The sequence below is a fragment of the Pseudomonas sp. LBUM1662 genome (assembly GCF_059695915.1).
Genome location: NZ_CP166793.1, coordinates 2,415,171 through 2,433,643, shown reverse-complemented (window position 1 = coordinate 2,433,643; position 18,473 = coordinate 2,415,171). Strand labels below are relative to the sequence as shown.

The 18,473-nt window shown below is 61.5% G+C and carries 18 protein-coding genes; 14 read left to right on the top strand and 4 right to left on the bottom strand.

The features are described from left to right. The 3 genes from ACA049_RS11010 to ACA049_RS11000 all read left to right on the top strand — a co-directional run bounded on the left by ACA049_RS11010 (position 1) and on the right by ACA049_RS11000 (position 4,502). Positions 1-1,608, top strand: coding sequence for a carboxyl transferase domain-containing protein (locus tag ACA049_RS11010; protein WP_497335340.1), 1,608 nt, complete (start codon positions 1-3; stop codon positions 1,606-1,608). A 123-nt stretch (positions 1,609-1,731) separates the two neighbouring features. Next, entirely contained in the window at positions 1,732-2,547 is an 816-nt protein-coding gene (locus ACA049_RS11005) for a gamma-carboxygeranoyl-CoA hydratase (RefSeq protein ID WP_497335338.1), read from the top strand. Then, on the top strand, positions 2,547-4,502 hold the full coding sequence (locus tag ACA049_RS11000; RefSeq protein ID WP_497335336.1) for an acetyl/propionyl/methylcrotonyl-CoA carboxylase subunit alpha: 1,956 nt from the start codon (positions 2,547-2,549) through the stop codon (positions 4,500-4,502). Before ACA049_RS11005 ends, ACA049_RS11000 begins: the two co-directional genes overlap by 1 nt. A gap of 39 nt (positions 4,503-4,541) precedes the next feature. Here the strand turns inward: ACA049_RS11000 and ACA049_RS10995 are convergent, their stop codons facing one another. Further along, the gene (locus ACA049_RS10995) at positions 4,542-5,189 is read right to left on the bottom strand and encodes a LexA family protein (RefSeq protein ID WP_497335334.1); all 648 of its coding nucleotides are present in this window, start codon (positions 5,187-5,189) and stop codon (positions 4,542-4,544) included. 129 nt (positions 5,190-5,318) lie between these two features. On the opposite strand from ACA049_RS10995, the gene ACA049_RS10990 reads away from it, so the two are divergent. Next, positions 5,319-5,657 (top strand): DUF6124 family protein, encoded by a 339-nt coding sequence (locus ACA049_RS10990; protein ID WP_497335332.1) that lies wholly within the window; start codon positions 5,319-5,321, stop codon positions 5,655-5,657. 483 nt (positions 5,658-6,140) lie between these two features. Beyond that, positions 6,141-7,292 (top strand): M14 family metallopeptidase, encoded by a 1,152-nt coding sequence (locus ACA049_RS10985; RefSeq protein WP_497335330.1) that lies wholly within the window; start codon positions 6,141-6,143, stop codon positions 7,290-7,292. Positions 7,293-7,335: 43 nt separating this feature from the next. Here ACA049_RS10985 and ACA049_RS10980 read toward each other — a convergent pair whose 3' ends face one another. After that, a complete protein-coding gene (locus tag ACA049_RS10980) occupies positions 7,336-7,881 on the bottom strand; it encodes a cytochrome b (protein WP_497335328.1) in 546 nt (181 codons plus the stop codon). Next, positions 7,878-8,969: a catalase family peroxidase gene (locus tag ACA049_RS10975; protein ID WP_497335326.1), complete on the bottom strand. Its 1,092-nt coding sequence runs from the start codon at positions 8,967-8,969 to the stop codon at positions 7,878-7,880. The genes ACA049_RS10980 and ACA049_RS10975 overlap by 4 nt, the downstream gene beginning before the upstream one ends. A gap of 158 nt (positions 8,970-9,127) precedes the next feature. Between ACA049_RS10975 and ACA049_RS10970 the strand changes: the two genes are divergently transcribed. Together ACA049_RS10970 and ACA049_RS10965 are read left to right on the top strand one after the other, a co-directional pair. Next, positions 9,128-9,634, top strand: a complete 507-nt coding sequence (locus tag ACA049_RS10970; RefSeq protein ID WP_109629333.1) for an RNA polymerase sigma factor — start codon at positions 9,128-9,130, stop codon at positions 9,632-9,634. Further along, positions 9,631-10,383: an anti-sigma factor family protein gene (locus ACA049_RS10965; RefSeq protein WP_497335324.1), complete on the top strand. Its 753-nt coding sequence runs from the start codon at positions 9,631-9,633 to the stop codon at positions 10,381-10,383. Before ACA049_RS10970 ends, ACA049_RS10965 begins: the two co-directional genes overlap by 4 nt. 152 nt (positions 10,384-10,535) lie before the next feature. On the opposite strand, the gene ACA049_RS10960 is transcribed toward ACA049_RS10965, so the two are convergent. Further along, a complete protein-coding gene (locus ACA049_RS10960; protein WP_497335322.1) occupies positions 10,536-11,372 on the bottom strand; it encodes an IclR family transcriptional regulator in 837 nt (278 codons plus the stop codon). A gap of 243 nt (positions 11,373-11,615) precedes the next feature. On the opposite strand from ACA049_RS10960, the gene ACA049_RS10955 reads away from it, so the two are divergent. The 7 genes from ACA049_RS10955 (at position 11,616) to ACA049_RS10925 (ending at position 18,287) form a co-directional block, all read left to right on the top strand. Continuing rightward, positions 11,616-12,635: an ABC transporter ATP-binding protein gene (locus tag ACA049_RS10955; protein ID WP_497335320.1), complete on the top strand. Its 1,020-nt coding sequence runs from the start codon at positions 11,616-11,618 to the stop codon at positions 12,633-12,635. Then, positions 12,632-13,501 (top strand): ABC transporter permease, encoded by an 870-nt coding sequence (locus ACA049_RS10950; protein WP_010458758.1) that lies wholly within the window; start codon positions 12,632-12,634, stop codon positions 13,499-13,501. Before ACA049_RS10955 ends, ACA049_RS10950 begins: the two co-directional genes overlap by 4 nt. A 6-nt stretch (positions 13,502-13,507) precedes the next feature. Then, complete coding sequence (locus tag ACA049_RS10945) at positions 13,508-14,302, top strand: ABC transporter permease (protein WP_077749753.1); 795 nt, start codon at positions 13,508-13,510, stop codon at positions 14,300-14,302. 7 nt (positions 14,303-14,309) lie between these two features. Beyond that, positions 14,310-14,600 carry a (2Fe-2S)-binding protein gene (locus tag ACA049_RS10940; protein ID WP_497335318.1) on the top strand — a complete coding sequence of 97 codons (291 nt, stop codon included), beginning with the start codon at positions 14,310-14,312 and terminating at the stop codon, positions 14,598-14,600. Positions 14,601-14,754: 154 nt separating this feature from the next. Further along, a complete protein-coding gene (locus ACA049_RS10935; RefSeq protein ID WP_497335316.1) occupies positions 14,755-16,110 on the top strand; it encodes an FAD/NAD(P)-dependent oxidoreductase in 1,356 nt (451 codons plus the stop codon). Next, complete coding sequence (locus ACA049_RS10930) at positions 16,107-17,222, top strand: NAD(P)/FAD-dependent oxidoreductase (RefSeq protein WP_497335314.1); 1,116 nt, start codon at positions 16,107-16,109, stop codon at positions 17,220-17,222. Before ACA049_RS10935 ends, ACA049_RS10930 begins: the two co-directional genes overlap by 4 nt. An 18-nt stretch (positions 17,223-17,240) precedes the next feature. Further along, positions 17,241-18,287 carry an ABC transporter substrate-binding protein gene (locus ACA049_RS10925; protein WP_497335312.1) on the top strand — a complete coding sequence of 349 codons (1,047 nt, stop codon included), beginning with the start codon at positions 17,241-17,243 and terminating at the stop codon, positions 18,285-18,287. Positions 18,288-18,473: the final 186 nt, after the last annotated feature.

Sequence of the window (18,473 nt, the reverse complement as noted above, 5' to 3'; positions counted from 1 at the left end):
ATGGCTATCCTGCATACCCAGCTCAACCCTCGTTCAGCGGAGTTCGCGGCCAACAGCGCGGCGATGCTCAAACAGGTCGACGCCCTGCACACCCTGCTCGCCCAAGTGCAGCAAGGCGGCGGTCCGAAGGCGCAAGAACGTCATACCTCGCGGGGCAAATTGCTGCCGCGTGAGCGGATCAATCGTCTGCTCGATCCAGGTTCGCCGTTTCTCGAGATCAGCCAACTGGCGGCCTACGCGGTCTACGGCGAAGACGTCCCGGCGGCCGGCGTGATTGCCGGGATCGGCCGTGTGGAAGGCGTCGAATGCATGATCGTCGCCAACGACGCCACGGTGAAAGGTGGCTCGTATTACCCGCTGACCGTGAAAAAACACCTGCGTGCGCAGACCATCGCTCAGCAAAATCGCTTGCCGTGCATCTACCTGGTGGATTCGGGCGGCGCCAACCTGCCACGTCAGGATGAAGTGTTTCCGGACCGCGAGCACTTCGGGCGGATTTTCTTCAACCAGGCCAACATGAGCGCCATGGGCATTCCGCAAATTGCGGTGGTCATGGGTTCCTGCACCGCCGGTGGCGCTTACGTGCCAGCGATGGCCGACGAAGCGATCATGGTGCGCCAGCAGGCCACCATTTTCCTCGCTGGCCCGCCGCTGGTAAAAGCCGCGACCGGCGAAGTGGTCAGCGCCGAAGATCTCGGCGGCGCCGATGTGCATTGCAAGATTTCCGGTGTTGCCGACCATTACGCCGAGAGCGACGAACACGCCCTGGCGATTGCGCGACGCAGCGTCGCCAACCTCAACTGGCGCAAACTCGGCGAACTGCAACTGCGCACGCCGATCGCCCCGCTCTACGCCTGTGATGAGCTGTACGGCGTAGTCTCGGCCGACGCCAAGCAGCCGTTCGATGTGCGCGAAGTGATCTCGCGGCTGGTCGACGGTTCGGTGTTCGACGAATTCAAGGCACTGTTCGGGACCACGCTGGTGTGCGGCTTCGCCCATCTGCACGGTTACCCGATCGCGATCCTCGCCAACAACGGCATCCTGTTCGCCGAAGCCGCGCAAAAAGGCGCGCACTTTATCGAACTGGCCTGCCAGCGCGGCATTCCATTGCTGTTCCTGCAAAACATCACCGGTTTCATGGTCGGCCAGAAATACGAGGCCGGCGGCATCGCCAAGCACGGCGCGAAACTGGTGACCGCCGTGGCGTGTGCCAAAGTGCCGAAATTCACCGTGATCATTGGTGGCAGTTTTGGTGCCGGTAACTACGGGATGTGCGGGCGGGCCTACGATCCACGCTTCTTGTGGATGTGGCCGAACGCGCGCATTGGCGTGATGGGCGCCGAACAGGCGGCAGGCGTGCTGGTGCAGGTGAAACGCGAGCAGGCCGAGCGCAGTGGCCAGGGTTTCAGCGCCGAGCAGGAAGCCGAGATCAAGCAACCGATCCTCGATCAATACGAAGAACAGGGCCACCCTTACTACTCCAGCGCACGGCTGTGGGACGACGGTGTCATTGACCCGGCGCAGACCCGTGACGTGCTGGCCCTGGCCTTGTCCGCGTCGCTGAACGCGCCAATCGAACCGAGCCGCTTCGGCGTGTTCCGGATGTGATCCGACCTTGTAGGAGCGAGGCTTGCCCGCGAACAGGCATGACGCGGTGCAACAGGCAAACCGCGGCGCTACCTTCGCGGGCAAGCCTCGCTCCTACAGAACAGAGTTGTGGAGACGGACAATATGAGCGACTTCAACACCCTCGAACTGCTGACCGACCCACGAGGTTTTGCGACCCTGTGGCTCAGCCGTGAAGAAAAGAACAACGCGTTCAACGCCGAGATGATCCGTGAACTGATCCTCGCCCTGGACAAGGTGTCGACCGATGCCAGCCTGCGGTTCCTGCTGGTGCGCGGCCGTGGCAAGCATTTCAGCGCCGGTGCCGACCTGGCCTGGATGCAGCAATCGGCCGAACTCGATTACCACACCAACCTCGACGACGCCCGGGAACTGGCGGAGTTGATGTACAACCTCGCCAAACTGAAAATTCCGACCCTGGCCGTGGTGCAAGGCGCGGCCTATGGCGGCGCGTTGGGCTTGATCAGTTGCTGCGACATGGCGATTGGCACCGATGACGCGCAGTTCTGCCTGTCGGAAGTGCGCATCGGCCTGGCGCCGGCGGTGATCAGCCCGTTTGTGGTGCAAGCCATCGGCGAACGTGCGGCACGCCGTTATGCGCTGACGGCGGAACGATTCGGTGGGCAACGGGCACGGGAAATCGGCCTGTTGTCGGAGAGCTATCCGGTCGCTGAGCTGGAACAGAACGTGGAAAAGTGGATCGACAACCTGCTGCTCAACAGCCCGGCCGCCATGCGCGTCAGCAAGGATTTGTTGCGTGAAGTCGGCAACGGCGCGCTGACCCCGGCGCTGCGTCGCTACACAGAGAATGCCATCGCCCGTATCCGCGTCAGCCCCGAAGGCCAGGAAGGCCTGCGCGCCTTTCTGCAAAAACGTCCGCCGAGCTGGCAAGCACCGACCACCACCAAGGAGTCGCGTTGATGAGCGCACCTGTTCTCACCACCCTGCTGGTGGCCAACCGTGGCGAAATCGCCTGCCGGGTCATGCGCACCGCCAAGGCGCTGGGCCTGACCACCGTGGCCGTTCACAGCGCCACCGATCGTGACGCCCGCCACAGCCGCGAAGCGGATATCCGTGTCGACCTCGGCGGCAGCAAAGCGGCTGACAGCTACCTGCAAATCGATAAATTGATCGCGGCGGCCAAGGCCAGCGGCGCTCAGGCGATTCACCCCGGCTATGGCTTTTTGTCCGAAAACGCCGGGTTCGCCCGTGCCATTGAAGAGGCCGGCCTGATCTTCCTCGGCCCGCCCGCCTCGGCCATTGACGCGATGGGCAGCAAGTCCGCCGCCAAGGCCTTGATGGAAACCGCTGGCGTACCCCTGGTGCCCGGCTATCACGGCGAAGCTCAGGATTTCGACACCTTCCGCGATGCCTGCGAACGCATCGGTTATCCGGTGCTGCTCAAGGCCACGGCCGGTGGTGGCGGTAAAGGCATGAAAGTGGTCGAGGACGTCAGCCAGCTGGCCGAAGCTTTGGCCTCGGCGCAACGCGAGGCGAAATCCTCGTTTGGCGATTCGCGGATGCTGGTGGAGAAATACCTGCTCAAACCGCGTCACGTGGAAATCCAGGTGTTCGCCGATCAGCATGGCAATTGCCTGTACCTCAATGAACGTGACTGCTCGATCCAGCGTCGCCATCAGAAAGTCGTCGAAGAAGCGCCTGCTCCCGGCTTGAGCCCGGAACTGCGCCGCGCCATGGGCGAAGCCGCCGTGCGTTCGGCGCAGGCCATCGGCTATGTCGGCGCTGGCACCGTGGAGTTTTTGCTGGATTCGCGCGGCGAGTTTTTCTTCATGGAGATGAACACGCGCCTGCAAGTCGAGCATCCGGTCACCGAAGCGATCACCGGCCTCGACCTGGTGGCCTGGCAGATTCGCGTGGCGCGAGGTGAAGCGCTGCCGATGACTCAAGAACAGGTTCCGCTGATCGGCCATGCGATTGAAGTGCGGCTGTACGCCGAAGACCCAAGCCATGATTTCCTCCCGGCCACCGGGCGCCTGGCGTTGTATCGCGAATCGGCCGAAGGCCCTGGACGTCGGGTCGACAGCGGTGTGGAGGAAGGCGACGAGATTTCGCCGTTCTACGACCCGATGCTCGGCAAGCTGATTGCCTGGGGCGAAGACCGTGAACAGGCGCGGCTGCGTTTGTTGAGCATGCTCGATGAGTTTGCGATCGGCGGCCTCAAGACCAACATCAACTTCCTCCGTCGGATCATCGCTCACCCGGCATTCGCGGCGGCAGAACTGGATACCGGGTTTATTCCGCGTTACCAGGAGCAACTGCTGCCAGCGCCTGCGGACCTCAGTGAGGAGTTTTGGCAAGCCGCCGCTCAGGCGTTTGCGCAAAGCCAGCCGGATTCTTCGCGCACTGATGACCCGAGTTCGCCTTGGGCTGTGGGCAATGGTTTCCGTGCCGGACTGCCGAGAGAGATCACCCTTCACTTGAGTTGCGAAGGACAGGACCGGGCGCTGACCTTGGGCAACGCAGATGCCCACACCGCCCAATTCAAGGGCGAACAGCTGCTGACCGAACACGACGGCGTGCGTCGCCAGCACCGGGCAATCCGTCGTGGCGAGGTGGTGTATCTGCAATGGGAAGGCGAATTGCGCCGCATCGAGGCCTACGACCCGATCAGTGCCGTCGAAGCCAGCCACAGCCATCAAGGTGGGCTCACCGCCCCCATGAACGGCAGCATCGTGCGCGTATTGGTCGAGGCTGGGCAAACGGTCGAAGCCGGGGCGCAACTGGTGGTCCTGGAAGCGATGAAGATGGAGCACAGCATTCGCGCGCCTCACGCCGGGGTGATCAAGGCGCTGTATTGCCAGGAAGGCGAGATGGTCAGCGAAGGCAGTGCGTTGGTCGAACTGGAAGAAGCGTGAAATGAAGATCGGTCCTACGCATTGCGCGGACCGATCTGATTAGAACTTGGCCGTTGCCTGAACCACTACGCCGAGAATTCGACACTCTTCGGTGAACAGGGCTTTCGGATACGTCGGATTGAGCGGGACCAGGTAACGCTGCCCGCCCTCTTCGATCAGCTTGCGAAAGATTGCTTCGACACTGTCCGCCCATTGCGCGATCACCAGTTTTCCGGGCCCCGGCACAATGGCCGGGTCCACCAGGATCATCATGCCCTCGGCGATGCTGATCCCGCTCGGCGCGGTCATCGCGTCGCCGACCACCTCGAGCCAGAAAGCCGCGCCCTGAGCGTGGTAATCGGTCAGCTCGAATCGCGGCTTGCCGTAGACCGCCAGCTCGCCGTCACGCACCTCGGCAGGCACGCGCCAGTCACTGACCGGGTAACGGAAGTACGGGTTGTACTTGTGCGTCAGGGACATCTCGTCGTCCTGTAGCACCAAGGGCTCCCGAATCACCATCGCCACTTCCAGAAAATCCATCCCGAGCGCCCGCAAGACACGATTCATGTCTTCGATGCTCGGCTGACGGCGTTTATTCAGCCAGTGACCCACACCGCCCTGGGACATCCCGAGGCGATCGGCGAGTACTTCCTGAGTGACTTTGAGTTCACTCATCTTGGCTTTGACCAACTCAATCCATTTATCCATGGGCGGCACGATACGTCGCGGACTCCAAGCAACAAAACACAAATTGTAGTATTTAAATTCTCGTCACAAATACAGTTCGTACTAGGATTGGTTCACGGATCTGAATCTATCACGGAGCTTCCCATCACCATGACGTTACCCAGCAATGACCTGTCGGATATGCAAATAGACACCTCCCTCACCTCGCCCAAAGGCAACGCCGCCGCGCAAAAAGCCTTGGACTATTACTTGAAACCAACTGTGTCAGACGCGGTGGTCGAGGAGCGATTTTTTGATGTGAACCCTGCTGTCAGCGGTGAAGAGGCGCTGGTGCATGCATCGGATCTGTTGCGGTGTGCCGCGGCGACGGCCTACGAGTCGGCCAGCAACCTGCACGGCGCGAGTCGAGACCTGGCCTTTTCGACGGTGCACATGATCGACATGGCCAAGGCGATGATTGATCGCTCTTTACAGGGACATAGCGTCTGAAGCGGACGTACTTTTCGAGAGGACGGGAAAGAATTTTCCAATCGCGCAGATAAAATCATTTGACTTGCAAACGAGAATGATTATTATTGCATGCAGCTGGTCGCGAGATCAGTCGATGGACCAAGGGACCTTAGGTCGGTCTCCTGGACTATCTCCTCATCAGGCTAATCACGGTTTTTGACCCGGCTTTTTGCCGGGTCTTTTTTTTGCCAGTTATTCTGGCTTTGGCTTCAGGCTAATGAAGTCTTTGGATGTTGCGAATTCGATTGGCGCGGATGATATCAAAAGAATATCCATTGGCAAGAGAAGCCCGGCTTCATTGGCCCAAACTAATGAAAAATAGCACTTGAGAATCAATCGCACAGTCTCTAAGCTGCGTCTGCGTCAAGGAAGACGCCCCCCTTTTACCCCGCAATTTCCCCCGATTTTCCCCCTCCCAGCGTGTAAAGTAGCAGCCATAAAAATCATATTCAGGAATCGACTATGACCGTGGCTAAATCCTCTTTCGACATCAGTGCAAATTTTGACAGCGGCAACATTGAAGTGCTGGACATCAGCAATCCACTTCAAGCCCTGCTGGCCATCAAACCCGACACACGCAGCCAACATTTCCAGTGGTTCCATTTCAAGGCCAGCGGTCTGCACGTCGGCCAGGAGCACTGGTTTCGTCTGAACAATGCCAGCAAGTCCTCGTATAACAAGGCCTGGGACGGGTATCAGGCCGTGGCGTCCTACGACCACGTCAACTGGTTCCGCGTGCCGACCATCTTCGAAGGTGACTGCCTGCGTTTCAGCCTCGAAGCGACGGCGACCCATGCCTGGTTTGCCTATTTCGAACCCTACAGCCGTGGCCGTCATGACTGGCTGATCGAACAGGCGCTGACCAAGGCCGGCACCGAACTGTTAGCCACCGGCAAAAGCGCGGAAGGTCGTGATATTCAATTGTTACGCAAAGGCACCGGCGCCGAAGGTCAGCGCAAAGTCTGGATGATCGCCCAGCAACACCCCGGCGAACACATGGCCGAGTGGTTCATGGAAGGCGTGATCGAACGCCTGGAAAAGCACGACGACCCGGTCCTGAACAAACTGCTGGCCAGCGCCGACCTGTACCTGGTGCCGAACATGAACCCGGACGGTGCCTTCCACGGCCACCTGCGCACCAACGCCATGGGCCAGGACCTGAACCGCGCCTGGCAGAGCGCCAGCCAGGAAATCAGCCCGGAAGTCTTTTTCGTACAACAGCAAATGGAAAAGTATGGCGTCGACCTGTTCCTCGACATCCATGGCGATGAAGAAATCCCCTACGTGTTCACCGCCGGTTGCGAAGGCAACCCGGGCTATACGCCGCGGATTGAAAAACTCGAGACCCACTTCCGCGATCATCTGAAACACCTGACCAAGGACTTCCAGACCAAGCACGGCTACACCCGCGACGAACCGGGCAAGGCCAACATGACGCTGGCTTGCAACAGTGTCGGTCAGAAATTCGATTGCCTGTCGGTGACCCTGGAAATGCCCTTCAAGGACAACAATGACGCGCCCAACGCACTGACCGGCTGGTCGGGCAAGCGCTCCAAGCAGCTGGGCAAGGACGTGCTGACGACCGTTGCCGACATGATCGATACCCTGCGCTGATCGCCCTCGATGGCTGCATGCCCGGCATGCAGCCATGACTCATTCAGCCGCGATCCTTTCCTCGCAACATGCTGTCCAGCACATCATCACGCCGCACCCAACCGTGAAACAACGCTGCCGCCAAGTGCAACAACACAGTCAGAAACAGCAAATACGCCAGATACCCGTGAGCCTTGCGCAAAAACGCAAACATCTGCGCATTGGCTGGCAGGATCGACGGCAGCTGGAACGAGTTGCTGAGCATCACCGGGTCCCCTGCCGCCGAGATCATCGCCCAGCCCAGCAGCGGCAAAATCAGCATCAGCACGTACAGCAAGACATGCGAGGCCTTCGCCGCCAGCACCTGCCAACCGGGCAAGTCCGCCGGCAACGGTGGTTGCTGCGTGGAAAAACGCACCACCAGACGCACAATCACCAGCAACAGAATCGCGACGCCCAACGGTTTGTGCAGATGGATCAGCCACTCATGCCGTTCAGACACCGAGGCCACCATGCCCGCGCCGATAAACAGCATCGCGATGATCATCAGCGCCATCAGCCAATGCAGCAGCCGCGCCAACGGCGCGAAATGGTTCGGTTGAGCGCTCATTGATGAGCCTCCTGTTTAGCGTTGGCGGCAGGCAACTGTTTGACTTCACTGGTGCGGCGCAGATAGGAACTGGCGTAACCCGCCGAGCGCGCGGCGAGCAATGGGTCGTCGGAACCTTCGATTCCGGCCGGCAATACCAGCGGGTCGTAGTTGATGTCGCGGCACTCGCCATCGAGTTGCGGCTGGGTACGTTCCAGCACCAAGGTGCCAGCGTTCACCACTTTGCGACCGTCAGGCCAGGCCTTGCTCGCGTCGTTGACCGGGTCACCGGCGTTCGCCAGGGTGATGTTCAACTGCCAACGCAGCGGCCCGGCGGACAAACGCTGCACCAGGTCTTTCTCCAGGAAGTCAGCCCCTTCAGGCGCCGTGGCACCCGCCGCATCCTGAGCAATCGGCGTCATGCTCCAGCGCACCGCCTGGCGCTGACCGGCCGCGTTCACCAGGTAAAACGCGTTGACGCTGTTGTACGTCTCCGTCGCATAACTGGCCGACGGCTTGGCAGTTTTGATCCACGCCAGGAACGGTGCGGCTTCCGGATGCGAACCGAAAAACGCCGGCACGGCAGCAGGATTGGGTTTACCGGTGGCCGGGTCTGGCGATTGCGCTTGCTGCAATTGATAGAACGCTTCAGGCGTACCCACCGGGAACACCGGCATGCTGTTCATCCCGGTGCGCCATTGCTGACCATTAGCTTGAGTGAAACGCAACGCCATACTGCGGATCGGCACGCTGCTGTCAGGTGCGTAGGGATTGCCGGCGGGCAGCGCGAAACGCCCGACCACCGGGGTCTGTGGCTCGCTGAAGACTTGGGCACTGGAATAATTGCGCGCCTCGCTGCTGCTTTCGAAATGCCCGATCACGCAGACGCCCTTGGCGTGGTTACGGCGAAATCCGGGGTGCACGCCGTTGTTGGTTTCCAGCACATTGATCAGCTTTTTCGGCGTCAAGCGCTGTGGGTCGAATGTGCCGTTGACGTAGGCAAAAGCCCCGGCCAAAACAGCGACGACCACAGCAATGCCGGCCAGGCGAAATACCAGGCTCGCAGCACTCAAAGGTGGCCGGGGGGGCGGTGATGATCGATCTACCATGAATGACTCCGGGGCCATCGGCCACAAGTAAGAAGAACCAAGCAGACGTACGCCACCCCGCTTTATTCCATCGCCCCGTATTTATTTTTCCAGGCGTGGAATAACCTCAGGTTCCGGGCGTCTTCCTAGTCCACAGCGTAGTGACTAGTCAGAACTTCATGAACGATATCGACGAACAACTCAGAGAAATCATTCCCAGATTGCGCCGGTTTGCCGTGTCGTTGACGCGCAACCCCAGCAGCGCCGACGATCTGGTGCAGTCGAGCCTGGAGCGCGCCCTGTCGAGTTGGGGCGACAAACGCGCCGAAGGCGACTTGCGCGCCTGGCTATTTTCGATTCTTTATCGGCAGTTTCTCGACGCTCATCGACGCACCCGGCGATACGCGCGGATGCTCGAATTCTTTACCGGTCGTGACGATGCCGAGCCGTCGGTAGAGCGCACCGTGATTGCCCAATCCACCCTGCAGGCCTTCGACCAGCTCACCACTGAACAGCGCGCGTTGCTGCTCTGGGTGTCGGTGGAAGGTTTGAGTTATAAAGAGGTCGCCGAGATTCTCGACGTCCCGACCGGCACCGTGATGTCCCGCCTGTCCCGCGCCCGTCAGGCCCTGCGCCAACTCAGCGACGGCGAAATCACCAGCCCTTCTCTGCGGATACTCAAATGATCAGCATCCCCCCGAGCGAACGCGACCTGCACGCCTACGTCGATCATCAACTCAACGACGCCGACCGACGCCTGGTCGAGACTTACCTGGCGAGCAATCCTGAATCCGCCGCGCAAGTACGCGACTGGCAGCAGGATGCCCAACAACTGCGCGCGGCCATGAGCGGCGCGTTGCACTACACCGCCAACCCGGACCTCGACCCGGCGTTGATCCGTCAACGGATCAAACGCCAGTCGCGCCGTCACCTGGCCAGCGCGGCGGTGCTGTTGATTGCCGTCAGCGTGGGCGGATTGAGCGGCTGGCAAGCGCGGGAAATGACGCTGGTCGGCGCGCCGCCGCCGATGACCGATGCGATGCAGGCTTATCGCTTGATCGCCCAGCAAGGCATCCTGCCGGCCGATTACAAGGTCAGCGACGACGGCGACATGCAGGGTTGGCTCGACCGTTATTTCTCTCACGCCAATCGCCTGCCGGACCTGTCGGGCTCAGGCTTCAAACCGGTCAGCGGTCGTTTGCTCAGCACCGAGCAAGGGCCGGCAGCGATGGTGGTCTACGAGGATCAGGGCGGACACAAAATCAGCTTCTACGTGCGACCACCAGGGCCGAAAAACAACCTGTTGCCTCGGGGCAGTCGCAGCGATGGCGAGTTGCAGGCCGAGTACTGGTCCGGCGCTGGTTACAACTATGCGATGGTCAGCCCGAGCGATACACCGGCGGCGCAGATGCTCAAGCAAACCACCCAGTTCTGACCTTCACCACAATCCCCCTTGTGGGAGCGGGCTTGCTCGCGAAAGCGCCGGATCAGTCGACATCAATGTTGAATGACAAACCGCTTTCGCGAGCAAGTCGAATCGTCGCACCGCCGCTCCCACAGGGTTCAGTGGTTATTTGGACAGAGTGCTCAGCCCTGTCCGAATACTTGGGATGGTCTGCGCAACAACGGATCAAACGGATTGATCCGCGGCCCGATCAGCGCCGCTTCGCGCTTGAGCATCTCCACCACCGTCGGCAAACGATCCGGTCCCAGGCGATCACTCACCGTGGCCACGCTCAACGCCGCCACGGCCCGTCCTTCCCGATCCAGAATCGGCACCGCCACACCGGCCATGCCTTGCAGCACACCGGTGTTGCGTCCGGCGTAACCCAGTGTGCGCACATTCTCGACTTCCGAACGCAGGAACACCTCGTCGTACAGGTGAAAATCCTTGAGCCGCGGCAGGTTGTAATGGATCACCGTGTCGCGCTCCTCTTCCGGCAGAAACGCCAGAATCGCCAGGCTGCCCTGCCCCACACCCAGTGCCACCCGCCCACCGATGTCGCCGGTAAAGGTGCGGATCGGAAACGGCCCTTCACTGCGGTCCAGACAGATCGCATCAAAGCCGCTGCGCGCCAGCAAAAACAAAGAATCCCCCAACGAAGCCGACAGCCGCAATAACGAAGGTCGCACCAGTTCGCGCAGGTTTCCGGTGTTGCCGGCCCGCGCCGCCAGCGCAAAAAACTCCAGGCTCAGACGGTAGCGTTTAGTGCGTGCATCCTGCTCGACCATGCCTTCGTCCATCAGGCTGCGCAGCAAGCGGTGCGTGGTCGGTTGCGACAGGCCGATGCGCTGCGCCAGTTGCGTCACTCGCTCACCGCCCTCGACGGTGTCGCCCAGGCTTCGCAGCACGGCGAACAGTCGTGACACAGCGCCGACACCGACTTCATTTTTGTTTTCATTCCGCTCAATGGAATCAGGCATGTGATTTCTCGACAATAAATTTACTCACTGAATGAAACTGAAAATAGTCATCGCTTCAGTGAAATAGGCCATTGAGCCCATCCTATTCTTCGTCCTACTCTGCGTCCAGACAGGGGCGATTCGAACAACAGCGGCAGCCGACTGAAGTCGAGCGCCAACGCACCCAGCAACATCTTTCGTATCTGCCCATACAAAAAAGCGCGCCTTCGGGCGACGCATAACAATCTCAGGTGGAGCGCAGTTATGGCTTTTGTGCAACTTGAAGGACTCGGCAAACGTTACGGCGAGATCGATGCCGTCGTCGCCACCAATCTCTCGGTCGAGAAAGGCGAATTCGTGTCCCTGCTCGGCCCCTCCGGCTGCGGCAAAACCACCACCCTGCAAATGATCGCCGGCTTCGTCGAAGTCAGCAGCGGGCGCATCCTGCTCGACGGTCGCGACATCACCCACGCCAAACCCGCCAGCCGTGGCCTGGGCGTGGTGTTCCAGAGTTACGCGCTGTTCCCGCACATGAGCGTCAAAGACAACGTCGCCTTCGGCTTGCGGATGCGCAAAGTGCCCGCCGCTGAGTTGCAGCAGCGTGTCGATCGGGTGCTGAAACTGGTGCGCCTCAATCAGCACGCCGAGCGTTACCCGCGAGAACTCTCCGGCGGCCAGCGCCAGCGTGTCGCGCTGGCCCGAGCCTTGGTGATCGAGCCGCCGGTGCTGCTGCTCGATGAGCCTCTGTCCAACCTCGACGCCAACCTGCGCGAAGAGATGCAATTCGAGATCCGCCGCATCCAGCGCGAAGTCGGGATCACCACGTTGATGGTGACTCACGACCAGTCCGAAGCGCTGTCCATCAGCGACCGCGTGGTGGTGATGCAGGCCGGGCGCATCACCCAGATCGACGCGCCTTACACCCTTTACGAACACCCGCGCACCGAGTTCATTTCCGGGTTCGTCGGCAAAGCCAATTTGCTGCCCGGCGAGCGTGATGACGCAGGCGTGGTCCAGGTACGCAGCGGCGGTGAACTGACCCTGAGCCTGCGCCCGGAAAAAATCGATCTGCGCGACCTCGGCCAAGGCCGTCTGCAAGGCAAGATCGTCAGCCGTTTCTTCCTCGGCAGCCAATGGTTGTACGGCGTGTCGACGACCTTGGGCGAACTCAGTGTGGTGCGCCGCAACGACGGTTCGGCACCACTGACCGAAGGCACAGCGGTCGGGCTCGATTGGGACGCGACGTTGCTGCGGGTGCTGACCGTCGACGAGGTGCCGGCATGAGTACGCTTGCCGCCATTCGCCAAGGGCGCCAGGGTTACTGGCTGTCGGCACCGGCCCTGGCGTTGTACCTCGGGCTGCTGATCATCCCGCTGCTGCTGACCCTGGTGCTGTCGTTCAATGTTTTCGACTACAGCTCGGGGATCAACGGCGACGCCTTCACCCTCGATCACTACAGCAGCTTGCTGGGCGACCCGTACTTCTACGAGATCTTCCTGCGCACGATGTGGATCAGCGCCCTGACCACCCTGCTCTGCGTGGTGATCGGTGTGCCCGAGGCCTACATCCTCAGCCGCATGGGCGCGCCCTGGCGTTCGATTTTCCTGATTCTGATCCTCACGCCGCTGCTGATTTCGGTGGTGGTGCGCGCCTTCGGCTGGAGCCTGCTGCTCGGTGCCGACGGCCTGGTCAACCAGACCCTGCAAGCCTTCGGTGGCTCGCCGATGAAGTTGCTGTACACGCCGTTTGCGGTGGTGATTGCGCTGGTCCACGTGATGCTGCCGTTCATGATTATTCCGGTCTGGACCTCGTTGCAAAAACTCGATCCCGCCGCCGAACAAGCTGCCTTGTCGCTGGGTGCCAGTCACTTCACGGTGATGCGCCAAGTGGTGTTGCCGCAGATCATGCCCGGCGTGCTGTCCGGCACCTTGATCGTGTTCGGCCTTGCCGCCAGTTCCTTTGCCATTCCGGGCCTGCTCGGCGGACGTCGCCTGAAAATGGTCGCGACGCTGATCTACGACCAATACCTGTCGGAGCTCAACTGGCCGATGGGCGCGGCCATCGCGGTGGCGCTGCTGTTGCTCAACCTGCTGATCATGCTGTCGTGGAACCGGATGATCGAAGGCCGCTACAAGAAGTCATTGGGATAACTCGTCATGTCCAAGAACGGTCCTTTCGCCCTGCTGTTCCATGCCCTGGTGGTGCTGTTCATGCTCGCACCGCTGGTGGTGGTGTGCCTCGTGGCCTTCACCCCGGAAAACACCCTGAGCCTGCCGACCACGGAGTTCTCCCTGCGCTGGTTCCGCGCGGTGTTCGAGCGTGCCGACTTTGTCGATGCGTTCTACAACAGCCTAATTCTGGCGTTCTGCGCGGCCAGTATTGCCACGCTGATTGCAGTGCCGGCGGCACTGGCGATCACGCGTTTCGAGTTCCCCGGGCGGGATTTTCTCAACGGCTTGTTTCTGTCGCCGATCATCATTCCGCACCTGGTGCTGGGTGTGGCGCTGTTGCGTCTGTTTGCGCTGATGGGCGTCAACGGCAGCTTTGCCTGGCTGATCTTCGCCCACGTGCTGGTGATCACGCCGTATGTGCTGCGGTTGGTGTTGGCCTCGGCCATTGGCCTGGATCGCAGCGCCGAACACGCGGCGCAATCGCTCGGTGCCGGGCGCTTCACGCTGTTCCGGGAAATCACCTTGCCGATGATTCTGCCGGGGGTGGCCGGGGGTTGGTTGCTGGCATTCATCAACAGTTTTGACGAGGTCACGCTGTCGATCTTCGTCACCTCGCCAGCCACGCAAACCCTGCCGGTGCGCATGTACGTCTACGCCACCGAATCCATCGACCCGATGATGGCGGCGGTGTCGGCACTGGTGATCGGGCTGACTGCGCTGACGATGATTCTGCTCGATCGGGTGTATGGCCTGGATCGGGTGCTGGTGGGTAAACAATGAGGGCGCCATGGCACTGTTGAAACGACTGGCCGAAGGCGACCGCCCGGCTGTGGAATTTACCCTGGACGGTGAACCGGCCAGCGGCCTGCTCGGCGACACCCTGCTGACCGCCGTGCTGACCTGCAGCGAACACCTGCGCGGCAGCGACTTCAGCGCCGAACCCCGCGCCGGCTTCTGCCTGATGGGCGCCTGCCAGGACTGCTGGGTCCGCCTGGGCGATGGCCGCCGCGTACGCGCCTGCTCGACGCTGCTTGAAAACGGCCAACACATCAGCCGCGAACCGGGGCGTTCCCTATGAACACATTCTCTACCCGCAGAACCGAGATCCCCTGTGGGAGCGGGCTTGCTCGCGAAAGCGGTCTGTCAGTCTCCACTCATGTTGAATGGGCCGCCCCCTTCGCGAGCAAGCCCGCTCCCACAGGGGTTCAGCGGCGTTCACACATGAGGTGGGTATGAATTCGGTGGTCATTATCGGCGCTGGCCCGGCGGGAATTCGTGCCGCACAAACGCTGGTGGCGCATGGGGTTCGTCCGGTGTTGCTGGATGAAGCGGCACGCGGCGGCGGGCAGATTTATCGGCGCCAGCCGGCGAACTTCAAGCGCTCGGCGGTCAAGCTGTATGGCTTCGAGGCGAATAAGGCCAGTGCGTTGCATCAGACCATCGACGCACTGCGCGAGCACCTTGATTACCGTCCCGAGACGCTGGTCTGGAACGCCGAAGACGGTGCGCTGGACACCTTGCATGAAGGCCGTGCCGCTCGACTGGAATTCTCCCGCGTGATCGTCGCCACGGGTGCCACCGACCGGATTCTTCCGGTGTCGGGCTGGACGTTGCCGGGGGTCTACAGCCTTGGCGCCGCGCAAATCGCGCTCAAATTCCAGGGTTGCGCCATCGGCGAACGCGTGGTGTTCGCCGGCAGCGGCCCGTTGCTGTACCTGGTGGCGTATCAATACGCCAAGGCCGGCGCGAAGGTGGTCGCGGTACTCGACAGCTCGCCTTTCAGCGCACAAGCCCGCGCCCTACCCGGCCTGCTGTCGCAACCGTCCACGCTGGCCAAAGGCATCTATTACCGCAGCTGGCTGACCGCCCACGGCATCCCGGTGCGTCAGGGCGCAACCCTGAAACGCATCAATGGCGAACAGCGTGTGCACTCGCTGGACTGGTCCAACGCAAAAGGCGAGCAGCAGATCGATTGCGACGCCGTCGCCTTCGCCCATGGCCTGCGCAGTGAAACCCAACTCGCCGATTTGCTCGGCTGCGCATTCGCCTGGAACCCACTCAACCGCGCCTGGCTGCCGCAGCGTGACCCCGCCGGCCGCAGTAGTGTCGCCGAGGTTTACCTGGCCGGTGACGGCGCCGGCATCATGGGTGCCGACGCCGCTGAAATGGCAGGTGAACGGGCGGCGTTGGCGTTGCTCGAAGACATCGGTTACCTGATCCCGCCGCAACGTCCCGACAGCCTTGAACGCTCCCTGCAACGCATCGGTGAATTCCGCAACGGACTTGAGCGCGCCTTCGCCTTTCCCGAACACTGGGCCAGCGAAACCGTCGATGAGGTGATGGTCTGCCGCTGCGAAGAAGTGCGCGCCGGCGAGATCCGCCAAGTGGTGCGCGAAGGTCATTGGGAAATCAATCGGGTCAAAGCCCACTGTCGCATTGGCATGGGCCGCTGTCAGGGCCGGATGTGCGGCGCCGCGGCGGCGGAAATCATTGCCTGCGAAAGCCGGCGCCCGGTGTCTGAGATCGGTCGATTGCGGGCACAGGCGCCGATCAAGCCGCTGCCGTTTGGCCTGGAGGTCGAGCCATGATCGAAGTCGATGCGGTAATCATCGGCGGCGGCATTGTCGGGGCCTCGGCCGCGCTGTTTCTGAGCAAGGCCGGTCGTCGAGTTGCGCTGCTGGAGCGCGACTTTTGCGGCTCGCATTCCAGCGGCGTGAACTACGGCGGCGTGCGGCGTCAGGGCCGCCCGCTGTCGCAACTACCGTTGTCGCAACGGGCCCACGAGTTGTGGGGGCAGTTGCCGCAACTGATCGGCATCGACGGCGAATACCAGCGCAGCGGTCACTTGAAACTGGCCCGCAGCCTCAACGATCTGCACGCCTTGCAGCACTATGCCGTCAGCAGCCAGGGCTTCGGCCTCGATTTGCAGGTTTTCGACCGCAGTGAATTGCGCGCGCGTTTTCCCTGGGTCGGCGACGTCGCGGTGGGCGCATCGTTTTGCCCCGACGACGGCCACGCCAACCCGCGCCTGGTGTCCCCTGCCTTCGCGCAAACAGCCCGTCGGCATGGCGCACAGGTCCATGAACAATGCGCAGTGACGGCAGTGGAACATGACGGTCAGCGCTTTAGTGTCAGCACTCAATCCGGCCTCGAATTGCACGCGCCCTGGCTGCTGAACTGCGCCGGGGCCTGGGCTGGACACCTGGCTGCACAGTTTGGCGAAGCAGTGCCGATGCACGCCGGCCATCCGGCGATGCTGGTCACCGAGCCGTTGCCATTGGTGATGAATGCCAGCACCGGCGTCGAGGGTGGCGGCATCTATGCCCGTCAGGTGGCGCGCGGCAATTGCGTGCTCGGCGGCGGCCAGGGTTTTGCCCTCGATGACGCCCGCGCCCGCCCCGGCCAGCACGCCGTGATCGAGATCCTGCGTCAGGCCGTCGAGCTCTACCCGTTTCTTGAAGGTGCCCAGGCGATTCGTACCTGGAGCGGCACCGAAGGTTATCTGCCTGATCGCCAACCGGTGATCGGGCATAGCAGCACCCGGCCCGGTCTGTTGCACGCTTTCGGCTTTGCCGGCGCGGGTTTCCAGATCGGCCCGGCGGTGGGCCAGGCGCTCACCGAGATCATCTGCAGCGGCGCCTCCAAGACGCCACTGGATGCGTTTTCCATCACCCGGTTTCACTCCATCTCCGTTGCTTGATAGAGGAAGGTCGCGCCAATGAATAACGTCAAACGTAGTGCTCTGCTCGGATTCTCCTGTCTGACTGCCCTGCTCACAGTCACCCAGGCCCAGGCCGAACCCACGCTTTATCTCGGCATGAACGGCGGGACCATGGAGCGGCTCTACGCCGACAAGGTGCTGCCGGTGTTCGAGAAAGCCAACAACGTCAAAGTGGTGATCGTGCCGGGGACTTCCGCCGATATCCTCGCCAAGGTCCAGGCCAGCAAAGGCAACCCGCAGATGCACGTGATGTTCCTCGACGACGGCATCATGTACCGCGCCATCGCCATGGGCTTGTGCGACAAACTTGAAGACAGCGCGCCGCTGGCACAGATTCCGGCCAAGGGTCGCATCAAGGATCAAGCGGTGGCAGTCAGCCTCGGCGTGACCGGGCTGGCGTACAACACGCGGCTGTTCAAGGAGAAAGGCTGGGCCGCGCCGACCTCGTGGATGGACATGGCCGACCCGCGCTTCAAGGACAAACTGGTGTTCCAGTCGATGGCGTCCTCGACCTTCGGCCTGCACGGTTTCCTGATGTTCAACCGGATCCAGGGCGGCAGCGAAACCGACGTCGAACCGGGCTTCAATGCCTGGCCGAACACCGTCGGACGCAACGTGCTGGAATACATTCCAAGCTCGGCGAAGATTTCCGAAATGCTCCAGACCGACGAAGCGGCGCTGTTCCCATTGACGCCCACTCAGGTCACCGCGCTGAAGCTCAAAGGCATGCCGGTGGAATACGCGCAGCCGAAGGAAGGCTCCGTGGTGCTCAACGTGGCCGAATGCGCCATCGCCAACAACACCCAGCCGGAACTGGCGCAGAAACTCGCTGCGTTTTTGCTGACACCTGAAGCCCAGGCCGCTGCGCTGGAGGATGGCGACCAGATCCCGTCCAACCCGAACACGCCGACCACCGACAAGACACGCGGCCAGGTCGAGGCGATGAAGCAGTACCTGACCACCGCGATTGCGATTGATTGGGATCAGGTCAACGAACAGCGCCCGGCATGGAATGCGCGGTGGAATCGCAGTATCGAGCGGTAGTTCTTCGACTGGAATGCTCCCCCCCGTAGCAGCTGCCGAGCAGCGCGAGGCTGCGTTCGGCTGCGCAGCAGTCGTAAACCCGGGTTACGCGGTTTTCCTGAAAGAACCGGTTGCCTGATTTTGCGACTGCTTCGCAGCCGAACGCAGCCTCGCGCTGCTCGGCAGCTGCTACGGGTCGGAGAGCTT